Consider the following 22,654-nt stretch of genomic DNA (forward strand, 5'->3'; position numbering starts at 1 on the left):
GTCGGATTCAGGGCTTCACGTAACGGCGCCAGTTGTGCGCCTCCTGGAAACCCAGCACGTCACGTGTCTTGCGGTTGGAGAGCAGCGTCTCGTACTCGCCGAGTTCGCCCTTGACCGGCACGTTCGGAAAATAGCGGCGGAGCAGTTCGGCGGTCGGAAGATCGGACGAGGCGTCGTTGTTGGCGGCGTTGAAGATCTGGAAGCCGAGGCCATCCTTCTGGATGCCGAGGTCCACGATCTGGCCGAGGTCGCGGGCGTCGATGTAACTCCAGGCGATGCGCTTGCGGAAATCGGGCTTGGCGAAGAAGCCGGGGAAACCTGCGTACTCATGCGGTTCGATGACGTTACCGATGCGAATCGCATAAATATCCATCCCCGTACGACCGGCGAAGGCCTGCGCGGTCTTCTCGTTGCAGATCTTGGAAAGGGCATAGCTGTCGCGCGGATCGACCGGGTAGTCCTCATCGAGCGGAAAATATTCCGGATCGCGCGGCGTGTGATTGAACACCAGGCCATACGTCGTCTCGCTGGAGGCGATGATCACCTTGCGAATGCCCAGCTTCGCGGCGGCTTCGATCACGTTGTAGGTACCCATCACGTTGATGCGGTAAACCTCGTTGTCCGGCACGATCATGATGCGTGGGATTGCAGCGAAGTGAACGACAGCATCGATGGGCTCGGGTGCCAGGTTCGGGTCGAATTCGTGCAGACCCGTGTAGCTCGACAGGGCATTGAACACCTGGCCCGAGTCCGTGATATCCGTAATGAGGGTGCGGACTGCCGGGTTATCGAGCGGCTTCGTGTCGAGGTTGAGTACGCGATAGCCCTGGTCGACCAGGTACTGCACGACATGGCGCCCGGCCTTGCCGCTACCGCCGGTGAAGATGACGCGTTTCATGGAAACTCCTTGGGGGATGGGTCAGAACTTGTACTGGTCGATGTTCTCGGCGGTGAAGATCAGCGGCTCACTGAAGATGATCACCTTGTCCTTGACGGTGTAGTCGCCAAGGCCGGGAACGGAGAATGTGTCGTTGGGCTTGAGCGCATTGTTGGCGGCGAGGCGGGCGACATGCATCACCAACTGGCCCTCCTTCACCTCGTCCCACAACGGGCTGGCCTTGATGATGCCGGCCTTCACGTACTGCCGGATCGCGTCGGGATTGCTGCATCCGGTAACGAAAACCTTGCCGGTGCGGCCGAGCTTTTGCACCGCCGCTGCCGCCCCGACCTCGGAAGCCCCGTCGGGCGCGATGATGGCCGCGACATTCGGATGCGCCTGCAGGATATTCAGCCCCGCGGTCAGCGACTTCGACGGATCGGACTGACCGTATTCGGTCGTGACTATCTTCATCTTCGGATAGGCGGTCTTCATGTACGCGGTCAGCGCATTGATCCACTCGTTCTGGATCGTGGCGTCCTTGGTCGACGATAGAATCGCCACTTCCGAATCGGCGGGAATGTACTTGGCGACCGAGTCGACCAGCGCCTTGCCGAACGCCGGGTACTCGGTATTCTGGATGAAGAAGTCACGTGCATCGGGCGACACGTCACTGTCGTAGGAGACCACCTTGATGCCCTGCTTCATCGCACGCTTCAGTGCCGGTGCAAGCTGGGTCGGGTTGTTCGACGTGGTGGTGATGACATCGAACTTGCGGGCGATGAGACTGTTGAAGACGTCGACCTGGCCCTGCGCCGACGCGGTGACCGGGCCGGTGTAGAGAAAGTCGATGTTCAGCGTTTTTGCCGCCGCCTCGGCGCCCTGCTGGTTGGCCTTGAAGACGGACAGGCCAACCAGTTTCGGCACCATGGCCACCTTGATCCGTTTCGACGTATCGACGGTCTGGGCGGAGACAGCAGAGGCGATGGCCAGGGTAGCGGCGGCGGCCAGCACGAGCATGCGACGGGCGGTGATCATGACTCCCTCCTGTGGATGGATAGCGACGCTCAGGGCGCGTCGTGACGAGTGGCGTCGGGTCCCGCGATGGCGGGTCGGCGGATGAGTGCGAGCAGGCGCTTACCGAAGCCGCCGACCCGCGTGCTGAAGATGTTGCGGATGGCGATCGAGCCGATCAGGATCGCGCCGGTCAGCATGGAGGTCACCATGTCCGAGAATCCGGCGATGAGCATGCCCTGACGAAGCAGGCCGAGCAGGAGTACGGCGACGATGACACCGCCCATGCGGCCTTCGCCGCCGAAGATGCTGACACCACCAAGCACGACCATCGCAATAGTGGTGAGCAGAAGCACGTCGCCCATGTCGGCGCGCGCCGCGCTGTAATAGGCCGACAACACGAGACCGGCGAGCGCCGCCATCATGCCGCTGATGACATAAGCCGCCGCCAGCACACGCGGCACGCGGATGCCGGAATAGCGTGCGGCCTCACTGTTGTAACCGACGGTGACGAGCTTGCGACCGAACGCGCTGCGGGTGACCAGTAACCAGAACAGCACGGCCAGCGGAATGAAGATAAGTAGTTGGTACGGGAACTGGAAACTGCCCCACGCCATGGCGCCCGAACCCATGTTGTTGAAAGCATCGGGGAACCCCGACGGCGGCGAGTCGCCAGCGACGGCCACCGCTGCGCTCGTATAGATGAAACTCGTCGCCAGCGTCGCGATCAGCGGTTCGATACGCAGAAGCACGATGACGGCCGCATTGATGCCGCCGAGCAAGCCGCCCATGGCCAGACCGAGCAGGCTCGCCACCCAGATGTTCAGCCCCATCGTCGCCCAAAGCTGCGCCGCGACAACGGCGGCGAGACTCGCGGTAGCACCGACCGACAGATCGATGCCTCCGGTGAAGATCACCAGTGACAGACCGAGCGCGACGATGCCGAACGGCAGGAAGTTGCTGGTCATGGCAAGGAAGCCGGACAGGTTGTCGAAGAACCCCGGCACGCCCAGACCGAAACTCGTCGTCACGATGATCAGCAGGACCAGCAGCGAGAGCTCCCAGCCGCCCAGGGAAAAGAGCCGACGTCGCCTCTTCGCCATGGTCAGGTCGTCACCCGGGGTTGCACCGACGGTGGGCGAGACGCTCATGCGCGCGCTCCTCGACGACCAAAACCGGCCTGGACGGCAGCGAGAATCATCAGGCCCTCACCCGCCGAGTACCAGATCGGCGGCACATGCAGGAAGACCAGGGCTGTCAGTACCACGGAAAGAAAAAGGCTGCCGAGTACCGTGCCGATGAGATTGCCGCGGCCACCGGCGATGGCTGTGCCGCCGATCAGCGATACGGCGATGGATTGCAACTCGATGTGATCACCCGTGCCCGCGGTGACCGTAGCCGAGCCCGTGTAGCAGAGGAACATCAGCCCGGCGAACGCCGCGAGCATCCCGGACAGCGCGTAAACGCGAATGCGCACCCAGGTGACGGGCAGACCGGCCGCATACGCGGCGGAAGCGTTGTTACCGATGGCCAGCACCGCGCGTCCGAATCCCGTGTGGCGCAGCACGTACCAGCACAAAGCCAGGATCACGAGAAGTACGACCACGGGCGTGGGGATGGGAACGACGTCTAGCAAATGGCCGTTACCAAACGCCGCGAACGTCGGGGATACCGCGTCGACCTGCGTGCCGTCGGAGTAGATGAAGGTCAGTCCGCTGTAGAGGCTATACGTACCCAGGGTCACGACGATCGGGGGAATGTCCATCGTCGCCACGAGAACGCCATTGATCGTCCCCAGGACCAGCCCGATGCATAGCGCCAGCGGTAACGCGGCGGCGAGGGACAGACCGTGCGTCTGCGCCAGCAATCCGCAGACCATCGCCGCCAGACCGAGGATCGGTGCCACCGACAGGTCAATGCCGCGCATCGCGATCACCAGCGTCTGACCCAGCGCCACGAGCGAAAGCACCACCGAGTTGAGCAGCATGAAGCGCAGGTTCTGCGCACCGACAAAGTCATGGTTGAGCAGACCGACGGTTATCGTCAGGCCGACCGTCACGGCGACCAGGGTCAATTCGCGCGTCATGGTGAAACGCGGGGCGATGGCGCGCCGGCGCGAAGGCATGGCGACAGCACTCATGGCGCCCCCTCCGCATGTGCGCTACCCAGGTACGACGCGCTGACTGCGGCAGGATTGATCTGGTCCCCGGTCAGTTCCGCGACAAGCTCACCTTCGTAGAGCGAAAGCACGCGGTCGCACAGGCGCACCAGCTCTTCTGTTTCCGAGGAGATCACCAACACGGCCATGCCGTCACGCGCCATGGCTTCGATCAGTTCGTAGATTTCTTCCTTCGACCCGACGTCGACGCCCCGCGTCGGCTCATCGAGAATGGCGACCTTCGGCCCGGTAGCGATCCACTTGCTGAAGACGACCTTCTGCTGGTTGCCGCCGGACAGCTCGCGCAGCGGTTGGTCGAGCCCGGCGCAGCGCACGCGGAAGTCGCGCACCGCTGTCGCACCCAGGCGTGTCTCGTCCGCGTCGCTGAGCAGGCCGGCGGACTGGCGCACACGTTCGAGCAGGCCGGAGGTGACGTTCTGGGCGATCGTCATCGATAGCACCGCACCGTGGCGTGCGCGATCCTCCGGCACGTACACCAGTCCTTTGCGAATCAGGTCGTGGCAGGGTTTGCTGGTGACGGTCTCCCCCGCGAGGCGGACGCTGCCGGCCGTTGGCCGCCGGACGCCGAAGATCGTTTCCGCGATTTCCGTGCGGCCCGCGCCGACCAGGCCGGCTAATCCGAGGATCTCCCCGCGGCGCAGCTGAAAGCCGATGCGACGGAAGCTGGGCTCGCTGGCCAGGCCGTCCACCTCGAGCACGGTCTGTTCGGTGACGTAGCTGGATTCTCGCCGCGGTATGTCGCGCAGGGTGCGCCCCACCATCGTCGAAAGCAGGCGGGCCCGGTCGAAGCTTCCGCGCTCCGCGCTGTCGACCAGGCGCCCGTCGCGCAGGACGGCGATGTCATCGCTGATCTCAAGCACTTCCTCGGTGCGATGACTGATAAAGCTCAACGTGCAGCCGTCGGCCGCGAGGCGGCGCATGATGACGAACAGGTTGTCCACCTCATGCGAGGTGAGCGGTGAGGTCGGTTCGTCGAAAAGGATGATGCGACAGTCGTGCAACAGCGCCTTGGCGCACTCCACCAGCTGAAGCTGCGCGAGGCTCAGCGTCTTTGCGCAGCTGTCGATGTCGATATCCAGGTCGAGCATCCGCAGCACGGCCTGTGCACGCCGGCGCACGTCCTTCCAGTCGACGTGACGGAAGATCGCGCCGGTCATTGGCAGCCGACCGAGGAACATCGTCTCCGCGACGGTCAACTCAGGAAGCAAAAGCGGCTCCTGCGGCACGAGATGAATGCCGTGCGCGTGAGCGGCGTGAGGCGACGCCAACCGCAGGGATTCACCATTGAGCGTGAGTTCGCCGGCGCTGGGCTGCAGCTGGCCGGCAAGGATGCGGAACATCGTCGACTTGCCGGCGCCGTTCTCACCCATGAGAGTCAGGATGCGTCCGGGGCGAAGCTCCAGGTCGATGCCGCGCAGGACTTCAACGGGGCCGAAGCGCTTTGCGATGCCGCGTGCACCGAGAAGGGCCTGCGCGACGGGTTCGCGGGACAACTGAATCACAACACCTCCGACCAACGCGTTTGAATGCGGGTACCACGTGTGGCCGGACTATAGGCCCGTAGAAATGGTAGCGCAATCATTTCAGGGTATTGATGTAAAAGGTTTTAATGGTGCGGTGCACAACAAGGCACCGCCAGCGATGGCTGGTAGGCGTTCGTCGTTTGCATCATCATCCCCCTTCAATCAGGGTGTTAGCGCGAACATCGAAGGAGTCGGTCAACCCATGAGTCCCGCCAAAGTCCCCGCCGAACGCACGGCGACACTGAAAGACGTGGCCGAGCACGCGGGCGTCTCGCCGATGACGGTGTCGCGCGCCTTGAACAAGCCCGAGACGGTCTCCGATGCCTTGCGCGCGCGCATCGATGCGGCGATCGACGCACTGGGCTATGTCCAGAACCATGTGGCCGGTGCGCTGGCTTCGGCGGGTTCCAACGTCATTCCCGTGATCGTACCGTCGCTGTCGAACACCGTTTTCGTCGAGATCGTCGCGGGCATCCAGGAAGTGGCGCAAGCTGCCGGGTATCAACTGATGCTGGGTAATACCGAGTACGACCTCGAACGCGAGTACACCGCGGTTTCCACCTTCCTGGGCTGGTCACCGCCCGGCATGATCATTGCCGGCATGCGCCACCTCGACCGCACGCGCCATCTGCTCAAGCGCTGGGGCAAGCCTGTCGTTGAAACGATGGAGTTCGGCGCGCAGCCGATCGACATGAACGTCGGCTTGTCGCACTACAAGGCGGGTGAGGCGATGGCCGAACATCTCGTCGCGCGTGGCTACCGGCAGATCGTCTTCGTCGGCTGCCGTCTCGATGCGGACTATCGCGCCGCGCAGCGATACAAAGGCATGGATCGCGTGTTGGCGAAACACGGACTGGCCCGGCGCGAAGCGCTGTCGTATGAAGAGCCAAGCAATCCCGCGCGCGGTGGCGATGCGCTGATGGAAGTGCTGAGCATGAAGCCGAAGGCCGACGCGATTTTCTTCGCCAACGACGACCTCGCCGTCGGCGCCATCCTTCGCGCGCAGCGCGAAGGTATCGCGGTTCCCAAACGGATCGCCATCGCCGGCTTCAACGGCCTGCCCTTCGCCAGCCTGGTGACGCCAGCGCTGACTACCATCATGTCGCCTCGCCATGAAATCGGCCGTATCGCAGCGCAGCAACTGATCGAGCGTATTTCCGGTCGCACGCCGACCAAACGTCGTGTGGATGTTTCATTCGAGATGCAGGTACGCGAAAGCACCTGAGATGCTTTAGCCGGCTCAGCGCGAGATGATGTGCGCAAACCACTCCCATCCACGCAGCTTGGCGGTGATGAGCTTCACGCAGGTCAACATCGGTACGGCGAGCAACGCCCCGGGAATGCCCCAGATCCAACCCCAGACCAGCAGCCATAGCAGGATGGCGACGGGGCTCAGCCGTGAACGGCGACCCTGAAGCATCGGCGTCAGCAGGTTACCTTCGATCGCCGTGATGCCGGCGAAGGTGGCCGCAGGCAATAACGCCGGGCCCAGTTCCTGGAAGTGCAGCACGCCGACGATCGACAGGATCGTCGTCGTCGTGATGGCGCCGACGTAGGGAATGAAGTTGGCGATGGCAGCGACGGAGCCCCAAAGCAGGGGATCGGGCACGCCGTAGAGGTAAAGCATGCCGGCCGTCACCAGCCCGAGTGTCACATTGATAGCCGCCGTAAGCAGCAGATAACTCGATACCTCGGTCTGGATGCTGCGCACGATGCTTACCGTGTGCCGCTTGTAGGCGAAGGTTGGCGATATCTCCACCGCTCGCCGCAGGATTTCGTCGCCGTAGACGAGGAAGAAGAACACCAGTAGCGCCACGGTGAGCACGCTGGCCAGCACTTTCGGCGCGCCAGCAACGATGTCCCAGGCGGTGAAGGCGAAATCGTTGCTGGCCTGCGGTGCGTTGCGCGCAACCGTGCCGCCGACCAGTGTCTGCGTGGCCCGACTCGCCGCTTCGATCTGCTGCGTCATCGGTTTGATCTTCGGCGCGAAGGTGCGCATGGCGGCCGGCGCTTCATGGAACCAGTTCAGTGCGGGCGTCGACAGCGTTGCGACGGCGGAGACCAGTCCGACGCCAAGTAGCAGCATGACGGTGACCGCCGCAAACCAGCGCGGCAGTCGAATGCGCGCCGCGGCCACGACGATCGGGTTCAGTGCCAGCCCGATGAAAGCGGCAAGCACGAGGGGAACGAGCAACGATTTGCCGATCGCCACCGTGTAGACGGTGGCCAGCAGGATCATGGCGGTCAGTGAGATGCGAATAGCGACCAGGTGCCGCGAGATACGTCGTGTGCTGCGACTGCTACCGGGTTTCCGGCGCGCCCGTGCGACGGCAAGCGAGGACACGGCGACGCCTGGCGGCGCCGGGGACGGAACCGGTGCAGGCAAAGGGCTGGGAAAGTCGCTCACGCCGTGCCGTCGGCAGCGTCGGCCGCGGCGTCGGCTGCGTTACCGGCGAAGTCACCCAGGAAGCTGCCTGCCGCCATGGAGATCACTTTGCCAATGATGTCGGCGGTGCCGCCGGCAACGAGCCCGCTCACGCCGGGAATGGCGAGCGGATTGACCTTGATGCTGCTCAGCAGCACGCCGGAGCCGGCAGCGAGACCCAGGACAGTAAGAGGGTATTCGTAGCCACGGGCGATAAGCGCCGCGGCCGGTTCGACGGTCTTTTCCCGTGCGATGGCTACTTCGGCCCGAGCCTTTGTGACCCTCGCCATATTGTTGAAGATGCCCATCGTTCAGTCCTTAACCTTGAGCTCGCCTTCGGCCTTACCCTGCTTCGCCGCTTCCCGGGCAAGTGTTGCCAGTTCGGCGCGAGAGGCCGGAAGGGTAAGCCAGTGCATGCCCCGACGGAAGACCAGAATCGCCAGTACGAGCAGAATCAGCTGCAGACCGGCGAGCGCAGCGAGCGCCCAGGCCCAGGAGCCGAACCACTGCGCGAGCCCCCAGCCCGCCAGGGCAAGCAGCGTCAATCCAAGCGCCACGGCGAAGACGATAGCCGCCAGCCCCATGAACAGCATCATCGTGATGCCGCTTCGGGCCAGGCTCAATTCGGCGAGGATCAACCGAAGCTGCGCACCGAACAGGCTCTTCAGGCCCACGCCGAGCCTGCGCACGTCGTCGAACCAGGCGGGAATCTTTACACCGGCGCCCTTGGGCGCTTGCGCGCCCGGCACCGGCTCTTCCACGTCACTCTGCCCCGAGGGACCGTCTTCCAACATGCGTCTTGCCCCCGGGGAGAAGTGGATCAGCTACGCAGGATGCGACCGGCCAACCAGCCGGCAGCGATCGCCAGCGCAATGGACTGTACCGGCTTCTCGCGAACGTAGTCGCGCGCCGTGTCCAGCCAGTCGTTCGCCGTATCCACGGCCTCGCCATACACTTCCTTGCCGCGGAGCTTTGCCTCTTCGGCCTTCTCGGCAGCGCGAGTGGCGCCGTAAGCGGCCTTGTCGGTGGCGTTGTGCAGCGACGACTCAACCTTGTCGGCAGCGCGGTCCACGGCGTCCTTCGTACGGTCGATGGTGTCGGACGTGGCCTGCTTCACTCGCTCGGCACTGGCGTCGATGCGCTCGGCGGCCGAAACGGTGTTCGCGGCGGCGGTCGCGACGTTGGCGACATGGTCGGCGGGTTTGTTCATGACGAAGTTCTCCGGAAGCGGGATAGGACACGGTAAAGCAGGAAGGGTGAGGTAAAGGTCATCATTGCCGCGGTGCCCGACGGGGTGCAATCCGTTCGCGACCCGATCGGCGGACCACGCAAAGAGCGGGCTCCTGGCGCCCTCGACTGTCGCAGCAGAACCCCTCGCTGCGACAAGGACGCCTCGCCAGCCCACGGCAGCTACACGCTGCGGCCGCGGAAGAACGAGATGATGGCCAGGATAAGGAAGATGATGAAAAGGATCTTCGCAATACCTGCGGCCGTGCCTGCTATGCCGCCGAAGCCGAATACCGCCGCGATGATTGCGATGACGAGGAAGACGAGGGCGTAGTGCAGCATGGTCGGGGTACTCCAGTGGGTGGGATGGCGCGAGCCCATTTAGTCCCGGCCACCGCGCATACCGCGTGAAGCCCCGCCACCTCACTCAAAAGTCGTTCAGCCTTGCGCTTCACTTGGTCGTCACGCTTTCACTTTCGGATTGAGCGAATAGGTACCGGTGATTACCGCCTCGTCCACCACATGTCCCTTGATGACATCGCGCAACTCGGCAAGCGAGAAGCCGTTTTCGAGCAGCACGGTGTCTACATCCAGTGCGTAGACGTGGAAGTGGTAGTGGTGCGGGATCGAGTCGTTCCACGGCGGACAGGGGCCGTCGTACCCGTGGTAGTGACCTTCCATATCCCGATCGCCCTTGAACCAGCCCGTGTAATCGTTAAGCCCCTGGACCGAACCCGGCGGCCCGACCGGATCTTTCTTTCCACGCGCCACGACGCCTTCGCCACAAGCGCCCTCGCCCAGCTCGCGGCACTCCAGCGGGATGTTGGCCATCAGCCAGTGCACGAATTCCACGCGCGGCAGGTGCCGGGGAACCTCGCGACCTTCCACGTTCACATCATCCGGCTTCGACGGCACGTCCGTATCGATCACGGCGATGGCGAACGACTTCGCGGTCGCCGGCACCTCGGTCCAGGCCAGGTGCGGCGTCACGTTGCCCGCCGGCTTGATCGGCTCGCCGATCTCCATGAAGGCGTACGTGGCCGGAATCGGCTTGCCGTTTTCGATGCTGTCGCTCTTCAGGCGCATAGGGATGTCCTCGGATTCTAAGAAAGGTTGCCCAGTCTTGCTCCGCGGCTGCGAAGACCAGGTCAGCGGGCGATCGCGTCGAAACGGGCCGCTATGTAGTCGTCGGTGAAACTGGTCATGCCGAAATCGCGGATGAAGCCGCAATGGCCGCCGTAGCTGGCGATATCGAGCTCGATATTCGGCGGCAGGCGCAGGGCATGGAACGCACCGATTGGAATGACCGGATCGTCGCTCGAGGTCAGGATGGTGGCCGGAACATGCATGTTCATCAGCCGGTCGCCAGCGATCGAGTAGCCATCGAGGTAGGCCTCGAGCGAACCGAAATCCGTGTGGCGAAGCACCAGGGAGGCCGTCAGCTCGCGCATGTTCTGCTTGAGTTCGTTGAGCTCGAAGTAGGTCTGCTGCGGAAAGGCCTCTTGCTTCAGGCGAAGGGAGCGGCGCCATTTCTGCATGAAGTAGGCGTGGTAGATCCACGGCGCTTCCTTCTCGAGCGAAAACAGGCCTTCCGCAGGATCGACGATAGGGCATACCGCGAGGACGTAATCCAGCGGCACGCCTTGCGCGGGCGCCAGCATGGCGGCACGCAGCGCGAAGTTGCCGCCGAGCGAGAAACCCGCCACACCGATGGTCTTTGCCGGGAACATCCGGGCGATCTCACCGAGGGCGGCAACCACCTCGTCGATCCGACAGGAATGGAATAGCGCCTCGTTCAGGCCGTGGCTATCGCCATGGTCGCGGAAATTCAGGCGAAAGACGTCCCAGCCGTCTTCGAGCAGGCGGCTGCCCGTCTGCAGCACGTAGGTTGAGTCGACACTGCCTTCCCAGCCGTGGAACAGGATGGCCAGACCGCGTGACTCGCGGCCGGTGGTCTGCGCCGTATAGCGGCCACTCAGGCGATCGCCCTGCCCCACGTCGACCAGCACTTCGCGCGCGCCCACCTGCACCTGCTGTGCCCGTTTAGGCAACAGCCGGCGACGAACGCCGCTGGAAGAAAGCATGGTCTGGATGTGCCCGCTGCGCAGCGGCCACGGCGGCAGGAAGTCTGAGCCTTTGGGCAGACTCATGCGGGCGTGTCGGTGTCCAGGGCCAGCGCGATACGTTCGCGCGATGCCTCGGCCATGCGCCGGCGGCCATCGGCCGATACCGGCACCGGCTCGAGGAAGTGCACTTCGACGTCGAGCGGGGCTTCGCCCAACAGGCGGATGACGTTACCCATGAAGGTCTCGTTTTCGCGAAATCCCGCATCGATCACCCGGCGGCCCTGGCGCGCAAAGCGCAACGCGACCGGCTGGACGGGCACGTCGGCGTCGAGCGCCGCCTGGAAGATCCGCGCGTGGAACACACGCAGGACGCCGTTGTGCCCGGTGCCGCCCTCGGGGAACACCGCGACCGATCGGCCCGCGTGGAGGCGCTCGACCATCACGGCCATGACCGAGGCCAGCGAATGGTTGCTGCCGCGGCGATGGAAAATCGTGCCGCCGCGCGCGGCCATCCAGCCCACGAGTGGCCAGCCTGCGATCTCCGCCTTGGCGACGAAACAGGCGGCACGCTGCGAATGCACCACCGTGATGTCCAGCCAGGAGGTGTGATTGGCGACGAAGAGGACCGGATCCGGAAGCGGCGTGCCGAAACGTCGGCTGCGGAAGCCGAATATGCGGAGCAGCAGGACCGACCACAGGCGGATGGCGCGGTGGGCGAACGGCTCGCGGCCGTTCTTCATCACGCCGCTGGCCCAGGTCAGGATGAAGGCGCAGATCAGAATGGCGACCACGATGTGCAGCAGCACCAGCGGAATTCGCCATAGATAGCGAAGCGGACGCATGCGGTCGCGGGAGTTCAGATTGGCGGAGGTGGCTTCCATCAAGAACACAAGATTAACGATGGCCGAGCCGTGCCGCTAGAGGAAGTTGTCTTTGTTCTTAAGACACGCGGGCTTGCGACGTGCTAACCGGGCACGTTACCGAGCGGCAAGGCCGTTGAAGCCTTGACGGTCCGCAGGACGAAGCTCGTATTCACGTCGGCAACGCCCGCCGCATTGAGCAGGCGATCGAGCAGAAAACGAGAGAATCCCTCCAGGTCCGCGACGTAGACCTGGAGCAGATAGTCCATGTCGCCCGTCAGCGCGTAGCAGGACACCACCTCGTCCCACTGCGCCACCTGCTCGGTGAACCGGTCGATCGCCTCGGCCTCGTGCCGGGAGAGTTGCACGCGGACGAAGGCCTGGAGCCCGAGCCCCAGCGCGCGCGGTTCCAGGTGGGCGCCGTAGCCGGCGATCACGCCGTCAGCCTCGAGCTTTTGCACCCGGCGCAGGCACGCCGAAGGGGAGAGATTCACCTCGGTAGCCAGCTCGGCGTTGGTCATCCGACCGTTGGACTGGAGGATGGCGAGGATGCGCCGGTCCGTGCGGTCAAATCCCGTTTGCATGATTCTGTCGCCACCTGATCTATTTAAGACACATTGTTGCACCATCAGGCCGCTGCTGCGCAACAACACAAGCCTATTGCGGCCCTTCCTCGCTAAGCTGGCCACTCATCAGCCCGCAGCAGCCCCAAGGAGGCCCGCCATGGACACCCCCCGTCGCGTCGAACACCAGCAGACCGATCGAGGCTATGTGCCCGTTTACGCGACCGGCACCGTGGAGCAGCCGTGGGAGAACTATTCGACAACGGACCACGAGGTCTGGGACACCCTGTACAAGCGCCAGCGCGAGCTTCTGCCGGCTTACGCCTGCCAGGAGTTTCTCGACGGCGTGGAGCGTTTCGGCCTGGGCGATGGCGGTATTCCGCGCTTTTCCGACCTGAACAAGGTGCTGGGTGAGGCCACCGGCTGGGAAGTGGTGGCCGTGGAAGGACTGTTGCCGGACGAAGTCTTCTTCGACCACCTGGCCAACCGGCGTTTTCCGGTCAGCTGGTGGATTCGTAAACCGGATCAGCTCGATTACCTGTCCGAACCGGACCTGTTCCACGACTTGTTCGGTCACGTGCCGCTGCTGCTCAACCCTGTGTTCGCCGATTACATGCAGGCTTACGGCAATGGCGGCATGAAGGCGCACGCGATCGGACCCGAAGCGCTGATGAACCTTACGCGCCTCTACTGGTACACCGTGGAATTCGGCCTGATCCGTACGGAGAAGGGCCTGCGCATCTACGGCGCGGGCATCGTCAGCTCCAAGGGCGAGTCCATCTACTCGATCGACTCCACGGCGCCGAACCGCATCGGCTTCGACCTGGAGCGTGTGATGAACACCCGCTACAGGATCGATACGTTCCAGCAGACGTACTTCGTCATCGACGATTTCGCGCAACTGTTCGATGCGACCCGTCCGGACTTCACGCCGATCTACGAGAAGCTCGGCCAGAGCACGTCCGTGGCGGCGAGCGATGTCCTTTCGACGGATCAAGTCTTCCATCGGGGCACCCGTGAGGGCTTCGCTTCAGGCGCCGACAACTGAATCTCAACGGGCGCCTAACGAACCGGCGTCTACGATGGACTTACTTTCCGCTGAACAGGGTGTGTCCATCGTGGTCGTCTTCGATATTCCGTTCGAGTCCGTGGGTCCGGGTCTCTGGCTATTGCAGAAGAACGAAACGGAATACGGCGAGTTTTGCTCGCGGGACGACGCCCTGGAATGCGCGGTGAGCGAGGCGCGGCGGATTGAGCAGGCCAACGCGCTATCCGACATCGTTCTGAACATCGAAGGAAATGACGGTCGCTGGCGGGCGTTCGACACGTCGATCCGGCCCTACGCGAGCCGTAGCCGCACGATCTGATCCAGTTTCGAAGATTTCCCTGATGGGCGGGTGGGTCTATGACTTGCCCGCCCGTTTCTTTGTGGGGGCTGCTTTGTGAGGGAGCCGGTATGCCGGCGATAGCGGGCGCGTCTTCACCGCTTCGTGGGTTTTTCGCCGCTGAAGCGGCTCCTACATTTGCCTATTGCCGCTGAAGCGGCTCCCGCAAAAAATAAAACCCCGGCAGCCAGGGGAGGAGCTGCCGGGGTCGGTGTCGGGTCCAGGCTATCAGGGGAAATAGCGGGACCCGGGACAGAGGGACCAATGGAAGCCGGTCGTCTGACAACAGGTCGCCTCTCGGCGATCACAGACTTAGATAAGGGCGATCGCGTGAAGTTCCCGCATTACGGGGTAGGCGCGTTTTGCCTACGTTTATCTTCAGCGGCCATCGCGTGTTCTGCGAGCCACGGCTTCACCTGTGCAACCCACAGTGCATAGCCCTTCGCGTTCATATGTAACCCATCGTCGATGAACAGATCCGACATCGGCTGACCCTTCGCGTCGAGCATCGCCGGCACCACGTCGAGGAAGGCCACGTTCTTCTGAGTCATCGCCCACTGCCGAATCAGCATGTCCGCCTGAAGGATGTTCGGCAGCAAGGCGACGCGCGCGACACTGGGTTTGATCGCGATGAAGGCGACAGGCAGATCGGGTTGCGTCTCACGCACCTTGCCGACGAAGGCGGCGAAGTCGTCGCGGACCTGCTCCGGCGAGTCGCCGCCCTGGAGATCGTTGTCACCGGCATACATCACCAGCGCCGCGGGGTGGTAAGGCGTCACGATGCGGTCGGCGAACGCCGTCGCATCGTCCAGGTCGGAGCCGCCGAAGCCACGGTTGATCACGCGGTAGCGCGGAAAATCCGTAGCCAGCGTCTTCCAGAAGCGAATCGACGAACTGCCGATGAAGAGCACGGCGTTGGCGGGCGGCGGGCTGGCCTTGTCCGAGGCCTCGAAGGCTTCGATGTCCGCGTTCCACTTTCCGTGGTCGGAATCTTTCGCCACGGCGCCGAAGGAAATAACGAAAAGGGTGAGAACAAGCGTCAGACATTTCATCTGAAACACCGTAACCGCTTACGGTCTGCGCGGTAAACCCTGGCGCTCTATCGGTGTGACCTTCAATACCGCTTCGACACGCATACCGTTCCAGCGATAAATGAGATGTTCCGCCTGCACGCACGGCGCCACGAGATCGGGGTAGAACACCGCGATGCACTCGCCCCCTTCATGGCGCGCACTGTCGTAGACGATGCCGTTGGAGCCGTCGTCCCGCAGGGCGCGGGCCAGCTTCACGCTCGCCACATAGGAGTCGGGATCGTGCTCGGCCGGCCAGCCGCCGCGAATGTCGTGCAGCTTGCCCGCGATGGCCGTCTTGTAACAACGCACCTGCACGTCGGTGGGCGGCTCGTGCGTGGCGGCGAGGAAGGCTTCGCGATGGAATACCGTCTCCTCGATGGCCGTGGCCACGCTGTGCGCGGCGTAGAACACGCCCCAGTGCCCGTCGGAGAACCGACTGCCCTCGGGTGGAATGTGCGCAAAGGCAGCCATGATCGGCGTCGTGCCCGGCCCAGAGACGCGCCGACCCGGCGGCACCAGGCGCAACGCGCCGATTTCGTCCCGCAGGCGTGGGTTGGTCAGCGATTCGATCGCCATGACCGCGTCGATGTCCCTGGGCTCGGTAATCCTGTCGAACAGACCGACGGGCGGGAACCGGCTGGGGACGATGCGGTAGGCATGGGTCCAGCGAATGCGCCGGAGCGGCGGCGTTTGCGAGGCACTCATCCGTTCCAGCCGCGCTGCGCGTCCAGGTACTGACGCACGACGTAGAGATCGGCAACGTTGCCCGACAGCATGCGTTCCAACGCGGGTTGACCGCCGAAGAGCGAGGCGTCGTTGGGCTTGCGCAGCCAGGCATCTGCCTGGGCAGGATCGGGAAAGAGGATCTGGAGGTCCTTCCAGATGCCCAGCAGATAGCTGATGCGCTCGATCACGTCGCGGGACGGGGCACCATCCTGCTGCTTCTTCCACTTGAAGTACGTGGATTCGGGCGGGTCGCCGAGCAGCGTGCGTTGCTCGGTGACCCGAAGTTTCCAGCGTTCGGCCAGGGCGAAGAAGGCCCGGAGCGCGGGACCACCGAGATCACCGGTGGGCGTGGGTTCGGCATGGATGACTGAGTGCATCGTTGCTCTACCTGTGGAGTTATTTGGCAATATAACCCACATATAGACCCACGTCACGGTATCTTTTATTTTGGTTCATCGCGGAATTCCGGGCTGCGGAACGCGTGGACGTAGCGGCGCAGAGCCTTCGGTGCCCACCCTCGCTGCTCAGACACGTCCTCCGCGTTTCGTACCGGAAAGTCCGCTGCGCGGACCATGTTCTTATTGGCCTACGGCCGCTCCACTTGTGCGGAACTCGCCTCGAGGGTGGGCACCGAAGACTCTTCCCATCCCTGAGGTTCGTGCGGGTCGAGCCGACAAAGAAGCGCCGCTGCGGCTGCTGGCTCGTCGCCATTGCCAAACGGTCGACCCCCGGCGCGCCGAGATCGTCCGCGTAAGGCAGCGCAGTGGGCTCGCCGCGCCGGAGATGACGTATCTGCACGACCGCCGTAACCGCGGGCTTCGGTGGCAACACCCACGCCCAACGGCTCTCCTCCCACCCAACCGTATCGTCGTGAGAGACCTTGGTGTCCACCCTCGAGGCGAGTTCCGCACAAGTGGAGCGGCCGTAGGCCAGTTAGGTACATGGGCCGCGTGAGCGGCCGTCCTTTTCGAACGCGGAGGACGTGTCTGAGCAGCGAGGGTGGACACCAAGGTCTCCCCACGAAGCGCCCAAGTGTAGGGAGCGATGGCAACGCCGAGCCCGCGAGGCCGAAGGCGAGCCATGCGCGCGGGCGAGGGCGAAAGAACGCCCGGCCTGAAAGCCGAGCGTCTCACCCCGGTAATCCACGATGAGCCTTATTTTTTGGAGGCGATCCAGGCGTCTACGTGTTGCTCGAGCACGGGGAGGGGGACCGAGCCCAGGGCCAGCACGGTGTCGTGGAAGGCGCGCAGGTCGAATTTCTCGCCCAGCTGGGCTTCGGCACGCTCGCGCAGCTCGCGGATCTTCAGGTAGCCCAGCTCATAGGACAACGCCTGGCCGGGCCAGCTGATGTACCGATCCACTTCGTTGGCGATCTCGCGCTGACTCAGGGCCGTGTTCTGCGTGAGGTAATCGATCGCCTGCTGGCGGGTCCAGCCCAGATGATGGATGCCGGTGTCGACCACGAGACGGCAGGCGCGCCACATCTGGTAGGTGAGAAAGCCGAAGTGTTCGTAGGGCGTGTGGTAGATGCCCATCTCCTCGCCCAGATACTCCGAATACAGCGCCCAGCCCTCGCCGTAGGCGGAGATGTAGCCGTCGCGACGGAAGGGCGGCAAGCCGTCCTGTTCCGCGGAAAGCCCCAACTGCAAGGCATGGCCCGGCATGGACTCATGCAGGGTCAGCGCGGGCATGTTGAACAGCGGACGCGACGGCAGGTCGTAGGTATTGACCAGATAGACGTCCGCGCCGCCGCGGCCGGAGGTGTAGTACGGCGCGATATCCGCCGGCACCGGCTCGATCGCAAAACGCTGGCGCGGCAACAGGCCGAAATACTTGCCCAGCTTGCCGTCCACCTGCTTGGCCACCCATGCCGTACGCATGAGCAGCTCGTCGGGCGTCTTCGCGTAGAACTGGGGATCCGTACGCAGGAACTGCAGGAAGGCGGGGAAGTCACCCTTGAAGCCGGTGTCCTTCATGGTCTCCAGCATGGCTTCGTGGATTTTCGCCACCTCGCGCAGGCCGATCGCATGGATCTGGTCGGGTGTCAGTTCCAGCGTGGTGTACTCGCGGATTTGCTGCCGATAGTAGGCCTTGCCATCCGGGAGCGATTCGGCGGCCAGCGTGGGCCGGGCCTTAGGCACGTACTCGGTGCGAAAGAAGGTCAGCAATTTGCCGTATGCGGGGATGACACCCTGTGCGATCGCCTTGCGTGCGTCGGCGCGGAGCCCCTCGGCGTCCTTGGCCGGCATGGACTTCGGCAGCGTCTTGAACGGCTTGTAGAGCGCGCTGTCTTCGGGGTTCTTCAGTTCGGCCACGGCGGCGATCGACACATCGCGCCCGTTGAGCACCTCGCGAGGAACCGTAAAGCCGCGCGCCAGCCCCAGGCGCATGTTGGCGATTTCCTGATCCATGTAGGCCGGAATCTGCCGCACGCGCTCGATGTAGTGCTGGTAGTCCTCGCGCGTGCGCAGGTCGTCGCCGTGCAGCACATAGCCCACGTCGGACCAAAAGGCCGAGTCGCTGTTGAACGGCATCTGCCACTGCGCGAAACGCTGTGCGGCCGCGAGGTTGAAGATCTGCTCGCGGTACACGGCGTAGTCGACACGAACCGTGCCGCTCAGGCTATGTGGGTCGATGCGGTCCAGTTGTGCCAGTACGTCGTCCCAGTAGGCCAGTCGCCTGGCCTGGCTGGCGGCATCCACCGTATCCAGTCGTCCGTCACCGGGCTGGGCCTCGCCGGAGGTGAGGATGCCTGCCTGTCCGTTACGCCAGGTCCATTCCTTCGAATAGATGCCCTTGAAGGCCTCGTCCGGCGACGCGGGCGGCGCGGCGGCGTGGGCGGTAGCGGCGAAAACACCAGCGAAGGCAATGGCGCGGATCCAGGGGGACATGCAGGAGACCGTTGGCGGGGAAACCCCGATCATCGCATTCCCGGATCATTCCAGTCCCGCGTAATGCCCCCGCATCGTGTCCAGGTAAGCCTGCAGGTCACGCCCGGGCGCATCGGCAAACGTCTCGCCTTCGTTCCGGCAATCCACGATGCGGTCCGGCCGGAAGTTGCGGAACGCCTGGCGATGGCGACACCACGTGCCCAGGGTCCAGGCGCCACCCCAGAACGACAGGCACAGCGGCTCGACCTCCCGCGTGGAGGTGCGCCCTTCCGCGTCGCGGTAGTCCAGGCAGAGCACACAGTGCCCGACGATGGCCGCGTGCAGGCGATCGAGCATCACGGCAACCTGGTTCTGGAAGGGATCGCGCCAGATCGGCGCGAAGATCTTCGATTGCGCCGAACGCTCGCGCAGGTCGGGCGGCAGTACCGCCTCGATCTTGATCAGTGCCGACTGCGCCTCGCGCGCCAGCCGCTCGCCAGCGAACGCGCGGACAAACCGCGTTCCGGCGACCAGGGCTTCGAGTTCGTCCGCGGAGAACATCAGCGGTGGGATGTCCGAGCCCTTGCGCAGGACGTACCCGACGCCGGCCTCGCCTTCGATCGGTACACCGGAGAGCTGGAGGTCGGCGACATCGCGATAGACGGTGCGCAGGGAGACTTCGAGTGTGCTGGCCAGCTGCCGCGCGGGCAGCGCCGTACGCCGCCCGCGCAGGGCGTTGATGATGAGGAACAGGCGGTCGGCGCGGCGCATGTCCGAATCATCGCCTCCCGCGCGGGGCGCGGGAAGCGACGAATGTCATGGCTACGCATATCCAACCCCTCACGCGACGGCGAGCGTCTGCGCGCGAGCCAGCGCGGCATCCTGCCCGGCGGCACGGCAGATGGCCGGGCGGGCCATCAGGCGGGCCACATAGTCCTCGAACACCGTGCGACGCGGCACGATACCGAAGCGCATGGTCCAGTCCAGGGCACTGGCCCAGAGGATATCCGCGGCGGTGAAGCGGTCCCCGAACATCCACGGACCGGCCGCCAGCTGTGCTTCGATCATGTCCATGACGGTGTCGAAGTCGCCGTACGGACAGGTCGACGTAGGCGCGGGCTCATGCTTCATGAAGCGATCCATCACCGCTGGCTCGAAGCACGAACCATAGAACGACAGCCAGCGCAGGTACGGTCCGCGCAGCGGATCGCCGAGGCCGGGCGCGAGGCCGGCTTCCGGGAACAGGTCGGCGAGGTAGGTGAAGATCGCCGGCCGTTCGGTGACCAGGCCGCCCAGGTGCTCGATGGCCGGCACCTTGCCCATCGGATTGACCTTCAGGTAAGCCGGCTGGCGCTGCTCGCCCTCGACCAGGTTCATCACATGGATGTCGTACTGCGCACCAAGCTCTTCGAGCAGCATCAGCGTGCTCCCGGAACGGCTGTTCGGCGCGTGGTGGAACTTGATCCGACTGGCATTCATGCGTGCAATTCCCTTGTGGTCTTCGTGGATGTCTTCGATGCCGGCCTGGCAGGCACGGCCCCTGTCCGCGATACCGGCGGACGCGCCGCGTCGGGAGCGAACCGGTACTGCCCGTCCATCAGCAACCCCCGGCGCCCGAGCGGCGCGTAGAGCACGGCGAGACGATCGAGAAAGCGATTCATGCGACTTCCCTCTCCGTTGCTTCGACTGGAAGGACAGTCTGCGGGAGGGCTACTGACAGCGTTCTGTCAGCAGCCCTCTGGCGCCGTTCACCCCGCATCCGGACAATGCGTGGTTTAGCGCCTGAGTCCGTCCCGATGACGAAACCGATTTCATTGATCCAGTTCCTGATCGAAGAGAAGCGCGAGGGGCATATCAACGCCCAGCTCAGCCTGCTCATCGAGGTGGTGGCCCGCGCCTGCAAGCGCATCTCCGTGGCTACCGGCAAGGGCGCCCTGGGCGGCGTGCTCGGCAATGCCGGCTCGGACAACGTGCAGGGCGAGGCGCAGAAGAAGCTGGACGTCATCTCCAACGAGATCCTGCTCGAGGCCAACGCCTGGGGTGGTCACCTCGCCGCCTGCGCCTCCGAAGAGATGGAAGATCCGCAGCCCATCCCCGACGCCTATCCCAAGGGAAACTACCTGCTCCTGTTCGATCCGCTCGACGGCTCGTCGAACATCGACGTTAACGTGTCGGTCGGTACGATCTTCTCGGTGCTGCGCTGCCCGGACGGCGTCACCGAACCGAAAACGCAGGATTTCCTCCAGCCGGGCACCGACCAGGCCGCCGCGGGCTATGTGGTCTACGGCCCGAGCACCGTGCTGGTGCTCACGTTCGGCCATGGGGTGCACGAGTTCACCCTTGATCGCGAGCACGGCAGCTTCGTGCTGACGCGCCGTGGCATCACCATTCCCGAAGAGACAGCCGAGTTCGCCATCAACATGTCGAACCAGCGCCATTGGGAAGCCCCGATGCAGCGTTACATCGGCGAGCTGCTTGCCGGTGAGTCCGGGCCGCGCGGGCGTGACTTCAACATGCGCTGGGTCGCTTCGATGGTGGCCGACGTGCATCGCATCATCACCCGCGGCGGTGTCTTCATTTACCCGCTGGACGCCAAGATCACGGCCAAGGGTGGCACCGGGAAGCTGCGCCTCATGTACGAGGCGAACCCCATGGCCTTCATCGTCGAGCAGGCCGGCGGCGCCGCCACCACAGGCCGCGAGCCGATCATGAGCCTGCAGCCGAGTGCCCTGCACCAGCGCGTGCCGGTGTTCCTGGGTTCGAAGCACGAGATCGAGATTGCCACGCGGTACCACGTCGAAGCCGACGATACCCGCGACTGAACCACCGGCAGGGCGGCGCCTCGCCGCCCTGCTTCCGCCACTTAGCCGTCATTCGTGCGCCGCCCCGCTGCCCGATGATCCGCCAGCCCCCTCTCGGTTCGCTTCCATGATGCTTCGCACCCGCACCCGCACCTGGCTTCCGCTGGTTTTCACCGCCCTGCTTTCCGGTTGCTTCGGCGGCACGAAACCGGATGCCCGACTGGACAATGCCGTGCCCGTGCTGGCGGCCAAGCCGCGGATTGGCCTGGCACTCGGCGGCGGTGCGGCCAAGGGCTTCGCCCATATCGGCGTCATCAAGATGCTGGAAGCCAGCGGCATCCACGTGGACGTGGTGTCGGGAACCAGCGCCGGCAGCGTGGTCGGCGTCCTTTACGCCAGCGGCATGGATGCGTTCCAGTTGCAGGAAACCGCCTTCTCGCTGGACGAAGGCAAGATCCGCGATGTCCGCTTCTTCTCGGGCGGCATGGTTCAGGGGCAGAAGCTGCAGGACTACGTCAACGACCTGCTGAAGAACACGCCGATTGAAAAGCTCCACACGCCGTTCGCGGCGGTGGCTACCGAACTCGAGACCGGTGAGCGGGCCATTTTCGTCCGTGGCAACGCCGGCCAGGCCGTGCGCGCCTCGAGCAGCATCCCCGGTGTGTTCGAACCGGTGGAAATCAACGGCAAGCATTTCGTCGACGGCGGCGTGGTCAGTCCGGTCCCTGTGGATGCCGCGCGCCAGCTCGGTGCCGACATCGTCATCGCCGTGGATATCTCCGCACGTCCGGACGGAAGCAACCCGGCCGGCATGGTCGGCATCGTCGGCCAGTCGATCACCATCATGGGACGCAAGCTGGCCGAGCAGGAGCTCGGCCGTGCCGACATCGTGATCAGGCCGAAGGTCGGCCAGATCGGCCCGACCGACTTCGATCAGAAGAACGTCGCGATCCTCGAGGGCGAGCGCGCGGCGCTTGCCGCGATTCCTTCGATCAAGGCGAAAATCGCCGAGAAGACGGCTGCCATGGGCAAGCCGCCCGTCCCGGCGCACTGAGTGGTCCAGCG

The 22,654-nt window shown here is 64.2% G+C and carries 26 protein-coding genes; 5 read left to right on the forward strand and 21 right to left on the reverse strand.

Annotated features, from left to right (window positions below):
- Positions 1-7: 7 nt before the first annotated feature.
- Genes HB634_RS14230 through HB634_RS14250 form a run of 5 tightly spaced genes read right to left on the reverse strand, consistent with a single transcriptional unit; the run spans position 8 to position 5,572 of the window.
- The gene (locus tag HB634_RS14230; protein WP_213949019.1) at positions 8-898 is read right to left on the reverse strand and encodes an NAD(P)-dependent oxidoreductase; all 891 of its coding nucleotides are present in this window, start codon (positions 896-898) and stop codon (positions 8-10) included.
- A 21-nt stretch (positions 899-919) separates the two neighbouring features.
- Entirely contained in the window at positions 920-1,915 is a 996-nt protein-coding gene (locus tag HB634_RS14235; protein WP_213949020.1) for a substrate-binding domain-containing protein, read from the reverse strand.
- A gap of 29 nt (positions 1,916-1,944) precedes the next feature.
- A complete protein-coding gene (locus HB634_RS14240; protein WP_063570486.1) occupies positions 1,945-3,042 on the reverse strand; it encodes an ABC transporter permease in 1,098 nt (365 codons plus the stop codon).
- Positions 3,039-4,031: an ABC transporter permease gene (locus HB634_RS14245; RefSeq protein ID WP_213949021.1), complete on the reverse strand. Its 993-nt coding sequence runs from the start codon at positions 4,029-4,031 to the stop codon at positions 3,039-3,041. Before HB634_RS14245 ends, HB634_RS14240 begins: the two co-directional genes overlap by 4 nt.
- The gene (locus tag HB634_RS14250) at positions 4,028-5,572 is read right to left on the reverse strand and encodes a sugar ABC transporter ATP-binding protein (protein WP_213949022.1); all 1,545 of its coding nucleotides are present in this window, start codon (positions 5,570-5,572) and stop codon (positions 4,028-4,030) included. Before HB634_RS14250 ends, HB634_RS14245 begins: the two co-directional genes overlap by 4 nt.
- A gap of 223 nt (positions 5,573-5,795) precedes the next feature.
- Here HB634_RS14250 and HB634_RS14255 point away from each other — a divergent pair, with 223 nt between their 5' ends.
- Entirely contained in the window at positions 5,796-6,818 is a 1,023-nt protein-coding gene (locus tag HB634_RS14255; protein WP_063570488.1) for a LacI family DNA-binding transcriptional regulator, read from the forward strand.
- A gap of 15 nt (positions 6,819-6,833) precedes the next feature.
- Here HB634_RS14255 and HB634_RS14260 read toward each other — a convergent pair whose 3' ends face one another.
- From HB634_RS14260 to HB634_RS14300, 9 genes are all read right to left on the reverse strand, one after another.
- Positions 6,834-7,937, reverse strand: coding sequence for an AI-2E family transporter (locus tag HB634_RS14260; RefSeq protein WP_345777501.1), 1,104 nt, complete (start codon positions 7,935-7,937; stop codon positions 6,834-6,836).
- 59 nt (positions 7,938-7,996) lie between these two features.
- A complete protein-coding gene (locus tag HB634_RS14265; protein WP_063570490.1) occupies positions 7,997-8,326 on the reverse strand; it encodes a hypothetical protein in 330 nt (109 codons plus the stop codon).
- 3 nt (positions 8,327-8,329) lie between these two features.
- A complete protein-coding gene (locus HB634_RS14270) occupies positions 8,330-8,812 on the reverse strand; it encodes an ABC transporter ATP-binding protein (protein WP_231873828.1) in 483 nt (160 codons plus the stop codon).
- A 26-nt stretch (positions 8,813-8,838) separates the two neighbouring features.
- Entirely contained in the window at positions 8,839-9,228 is a 390-nt protein-coding gene (locus HB634_RS14275) for a hypothetical protein (protein WP_218625504.1), read from the reverse strand.
- Positions 9,229-9,428: 200 nt separating this feature from the next.
- A complete protein-coding gene (locus HB634_RS14280; protein ID WP_082878844.1) occupies positions 9,429-9,587 on the reverse strand; it encodes a DUF1328 domain-containing protein in 159 nt (52 codons plus the stop codon).
- Between the two features lie 120 nt (positions 9,588-9,707).
- Positions 9,708-10,331: a YbhB/YbcL family Raf kinase inhibitor-like protein gene (locus tag HB634_RS14285; protein WP_213949023.1), complete on the reverse strand. Its 624-nt coding sequence runs from the start codon at positions 10,329-10,331 to the stop codon at positions 9,708-9,710.
- Between the two features lie 62 nt (positions 10,332-10,393).
- Positions 10,394-11,395, reverse strand: coding sequence for an alpha/beta fold hydrolase (locus tag HB634_RS14290; protein ID WP_063570492.1), 1,002 nt, complete (start codon positions 11,393-11,395; stop codon positions 10,394-10,396).
- Entirely contained in the window at positions 11,392-12,192 is an 801-nt protein-coding gene (locus HB634_RS14295) for a lysophospholipid acyltransferase family protein (RefSeq protein ID WP_213949024.1), read from the reverse strand. Before HB634_RS14295 ends, HB634_RS14290 begins: the two co-directional genes overlap by 4 nt.
- A gap of 83 nt (positions 12,193-12,275) precedes the next feature.
- Positions 12,276-12,755 carry an Lrp/AsnC family transcriptional regulator gene (locus HB634_RS14300; RefSeq protein WP_063570494.1) on the reverse strand — a complete coding sequence of 160 codons (480 nt, stop codon included), beginning with the start codon at positions 12,753-12,755 and terminating at the stop codon, positions 12,276-12,278.
- Positions 12,756-12,894: 139 nt separating this feature from the next.
- On the opposite strand from HB634_RS14300, the gene phhA reads away from it, so the two are divergent.
- Positions 12,895-13,782, forward strand: coding sequence for a phenylalanine 4-monooxygenase (phhA, locus tag HB634_RS14305; protein ID WP_213949025.1), 888 nt, complete (start codon positions 12,895-12,897; stop codon positions 13,780-13,782).
- A gap of 34 nt (positions 13,783-13,816) precedes the next feature.
- A complete protein-coding gene (locus tag HB634_RS14310; RefSeq protein WP_063570496.1) occupies positions 13,817-14,101 on the forward strand; it encodes a hypothetical protein in 285 nt (94 codons plus the stop codon).
- Positions 14,102-14,463: 362 nt separating this feature from the next.
- Here HB634_RS14310 and HB634_RS14315 read toward each other — a convergent pair whose 3' ends face one another.
- The 7 genes from HB634_RS14315 to HB634_RS14345 all read right to left on the reverse strand — a co-directional run bounded on the left by HB634_RS14315 (position 14,464) and on the right by HB634_RS14345 (position 20,449).
- Positions 14,464-15,171: an SGNH/GDSL hydrolase family protein gene (locus tag HB634_RS14315; RefSeq protein ID WP_213949026.1), complete on the reverse strand. Its 708-nt coding sequence runs from the start codon at positions 15,169-15,171 to the stop codon at positions 14,464-14,466.
- Between the two features lie 18 nt (positions 15,172-15,189).
- The gene (locus HB634_RS14320) at positions 15,190-15,897 is read right to left on the reverse strand and encodes an RES family NAD+ phosphorylase (protein WP_213949027.1); all 708 of its coding nucleotides are present in this window, start codon (positions 15,895-15,897) and stop codon (positions 15,190-15,192) included.
- On the reverse strand, positions 15,894-16,295 hold the full coding sequence (locus HB634_RS14325) for an MbcA/ParS/Xre antitoxin family protein (protein ID WP_063570499.1): 402 nt from the start codon (positions 16,293-16,295) through the stop codon (positions 15,894-15,896). Before HB634_RS14325 ends, HB634_RS14320 begins: the two co-directional genes overlap by 4 nt.
- 777 nt (positions 16,296-17,072) lie before the next feature.
- Positions 17,073-18,809, reverse strand: a complete 1,737-nt coding sequence (locus HB634_RS14330) for a DUF885 family protein (RefSeq protein ID WP_213949028.1) — start codon at positions 18,807-18,809, stop codon at positions 17,073-17,075.
- Positions 18,810-18,854: 45 nt separating this feature from the next.
- Entirely contained in the window at positions 18,855-19,559 is a 705-nt protein-coding gene (locus HB634_RS14335; protein ID WP_063570501.1) for a YafY family protein, read from the reverse strand.
- A gap of 69 nt (positions 19,560-19,628) precedes the next feature.
- The gene (locus tag HB634_RS14340; protein ID WP_063570502.1) at positions 19,629-20,267 is read right to left on the reverse strand and encodes a glutathione S-transferase family protein; all 639 of its coding nucleotides are present in this window, start codon (positions 20,265-20,267) and stop codon (positions 19,629-19,631) included.
- Positions 20,264-20,449 carry a hypothetical protein gene (locus tag HB634_RS14345; RefSeq protein ID WP_213949029.1) on the reverse strand — a complete coding sequence of 62 codons (186 nt, stop codon included), beginning with the start codon at positions 20,447-20,449 and terminating at the stop codon, positions 20,264-20,266. The genes HB634_RS14340 and HB634_RS14345 overlap by 4 nt, the downstream gene beginning before the upstream one ends.
- 135 nt (positions 20,450-20,584) lie before the next feature.
- On the opposite strand from HB634_RS14345, the gene HB634_RS14350 reads away from it, so the two are divergent.
- Complete coding sequence (locus HB634_RS14350; RefSeq protein WP_213949030.1) at positions 20,585-21,610, forward strand: class 1 fructose-bisphosphatase; 1,026 nt, start codon at positions 20,585-20,587, stop codon at positions 21,608-21,610.
- Between the two features lie 106 nt (positions 21,611-21,716).
- Entirely contained in the window at positions 21,717-22,643 is a 927-nt protein-coding gene (locus HB634_RS14355; protein ID WP_063572234.1) for a patatin-like phospholipase family protein, read from the forward strand.
- The last annotated feature ends 11 nt before the right edge of the window (positions 22,644-22,654 follow it).

It is taken from the genome of Luteibacter sp. dw_328 (assembly GCF_018449605.1).
Taxonomy (GTDB): Bacteria; Pseudomonadota; Gammaproteobacteria; order Xanthomonadales; family Rhodanobacteraceae; genus Luteibacter.

Coding starts and splice junctions, on each gene's coding strand:
- HB634_RS14230 (WP_213949019.1), bottom strand. CDS start 898: ATGAAACGCGTCATCTTCACCGGCGGTAGCGGCAAGGCCGGGCGCCAT.
- HB634_RS14235 (WP_213949020.1), bottom strand. CDS start 1,915: ATGATCACCGCCCGTCGCATGCTCGTGCTGGCCGCCGCCGCTACCCTG.
- HB634_RS14240 (WP_063570486.1), bottom strand. CDS start 3,042: ATGAGCGTCTCGCCCACCGTCGGTGCAACCCCGGGTGACGACCTGACC.
- HB634_RS14245 (WP_213949021.1), bottom strand. CDS start 4,031: ATGAGTGCTGTCGCCATGCCTTCGCGCCGGCGCGCCATCGCCCCGCGT.
- HB634_RS14255 (WP_063570488.1), top strand. CDS start 5,796: ATGAGTCCCGCCAAAGTCCCCGCCGAACGCACGGCGACACTGAAAGAC.
- HB634_RS14265 (WP_063570490.1), bottom strand. CDS start 8,326: ATGGGCATCTTCAACAATATGGCGAGGGTCACAAAGGCTCGGGCCGAA.
- HB634_RS14270 (WP_231873828.1), bottom strand. CDS start 8,812: ATGTTGGAAGACGGTCCCTCGGGGCAGAGTGACGTGGAAGAGCCGGTG.
- HB634_RS14275 (WP_218625504.1), bottom strand. CDS start 9,228: ATGAACAAACCCGCCGACCATGTCGCCAACGTCGCGACCGCCGCCGCG.
- HB634_RS14280 (WP_082878844.1), bottom strand. CDS start 9,587: ATGCTGCACTACGCCCTCGTCTTCCTCGTCATCGCAATCATCGCGGCG.
- HB634_RS14285 (WP_213949023.1), bottom strand. CDS start 10,331: ATGCGCCTGAAGAGCGACAGCATCGAAAACGGCAAGCCGATTCCGGCC.
- HB634_RS14290 (WP_063570492.1), bottom strand. CDS start 11,395: ATGAGTCTGCCCAAAGGCTCAGACTTCCTGCCGCCGTGGCCGCTGCGC.
- HB634_RS14295 (WP_213949024.1), bottom strand. CDS start 12,192: ATGGAAGCCACCTCCGCCAATCTGAACTCCCGCGACCGCATGCGTCCG.
- HB634_RS14300 (WP_063570494.1), bottom strand. CDS start 12,755: ATGCAAACGGGATTTGACCGCACGGACCGGCGCATCCTCGCCATCCTC.
- phhA (WP_213949025.1), top strand. CDS start 12,895: ATGGACACCCCCCGTCGCGTCGAACACCAGCAGACCGATCGAGGCTAT.
- HB634_RS14310 (WP_063570496.1), top strand. CDS start 13,817: ATGGACTTACTTTCCGCTGAACAGGGTGTGTCCATCGTGGTCGTCTTC.
- HB634_RS14315 (WP_213949026.1), bottom strand. CDS start 15,171: ATGAAATGTCTGACGCTTGTTCTCACCCTTTTCGTTATTTCCTTCGGC.
- HB634_RS14320 (WP_213949027.1), bottom strand. CDS start 15,897: ATGAGTGCCTCGCAAACGCCGCCGCTCCGGCGCATTCGCTGGACCCAT.
- HB634_RS14325 (WP_063570499.1), bottom strand. CDS start 16,295: ATGCACTCAGTCATCCATGCCGAACCCACGCCCACCGGTGATCTCGGT.
- HB634_RS14330 (WP_213949028.1), bottom strand. CDS start 18,809: ATGTCCCCCTGGATCCGCGCCATTGCCTTCGCTGGTGTTTTCGCCGCT.
- HB634_RS14335 (WP_063570501.1), bottom strand. CDS start 19,559: ATGCGCCGCGCCGACCGCCTGTTCCTCATCATCAACGCCCTGCGCGGG.
- HB634_RS14340 (WP_063570502.1), bottom strand. CDS start 20,267: ATGAATGCCAGTCGGATCAAGTTCCACCACGCGCCGAACAGCCGTTCC.
- HB634_RS14345 (WP_213949029.1), bottom strand. CDS start 20,449: ATGAATCGCTTTCTCGATCGTCTCGCCGTGCTCTACGCGCCGCTCGGG.
- HB634_RS14350 (WP_213949030.1), top strand. CDS start 20,585: ATGACGAAACCGATTTCATTGATCCAGTTCCTGATCGAAGAGAAGCGC.
- HB634_RS14355 (WP_063572234.1), top strand. CDS start 21,717: ATGATGCTTCGCACCCGCACCCGCACCTGGCTTCCGCTGGTTTTCACC.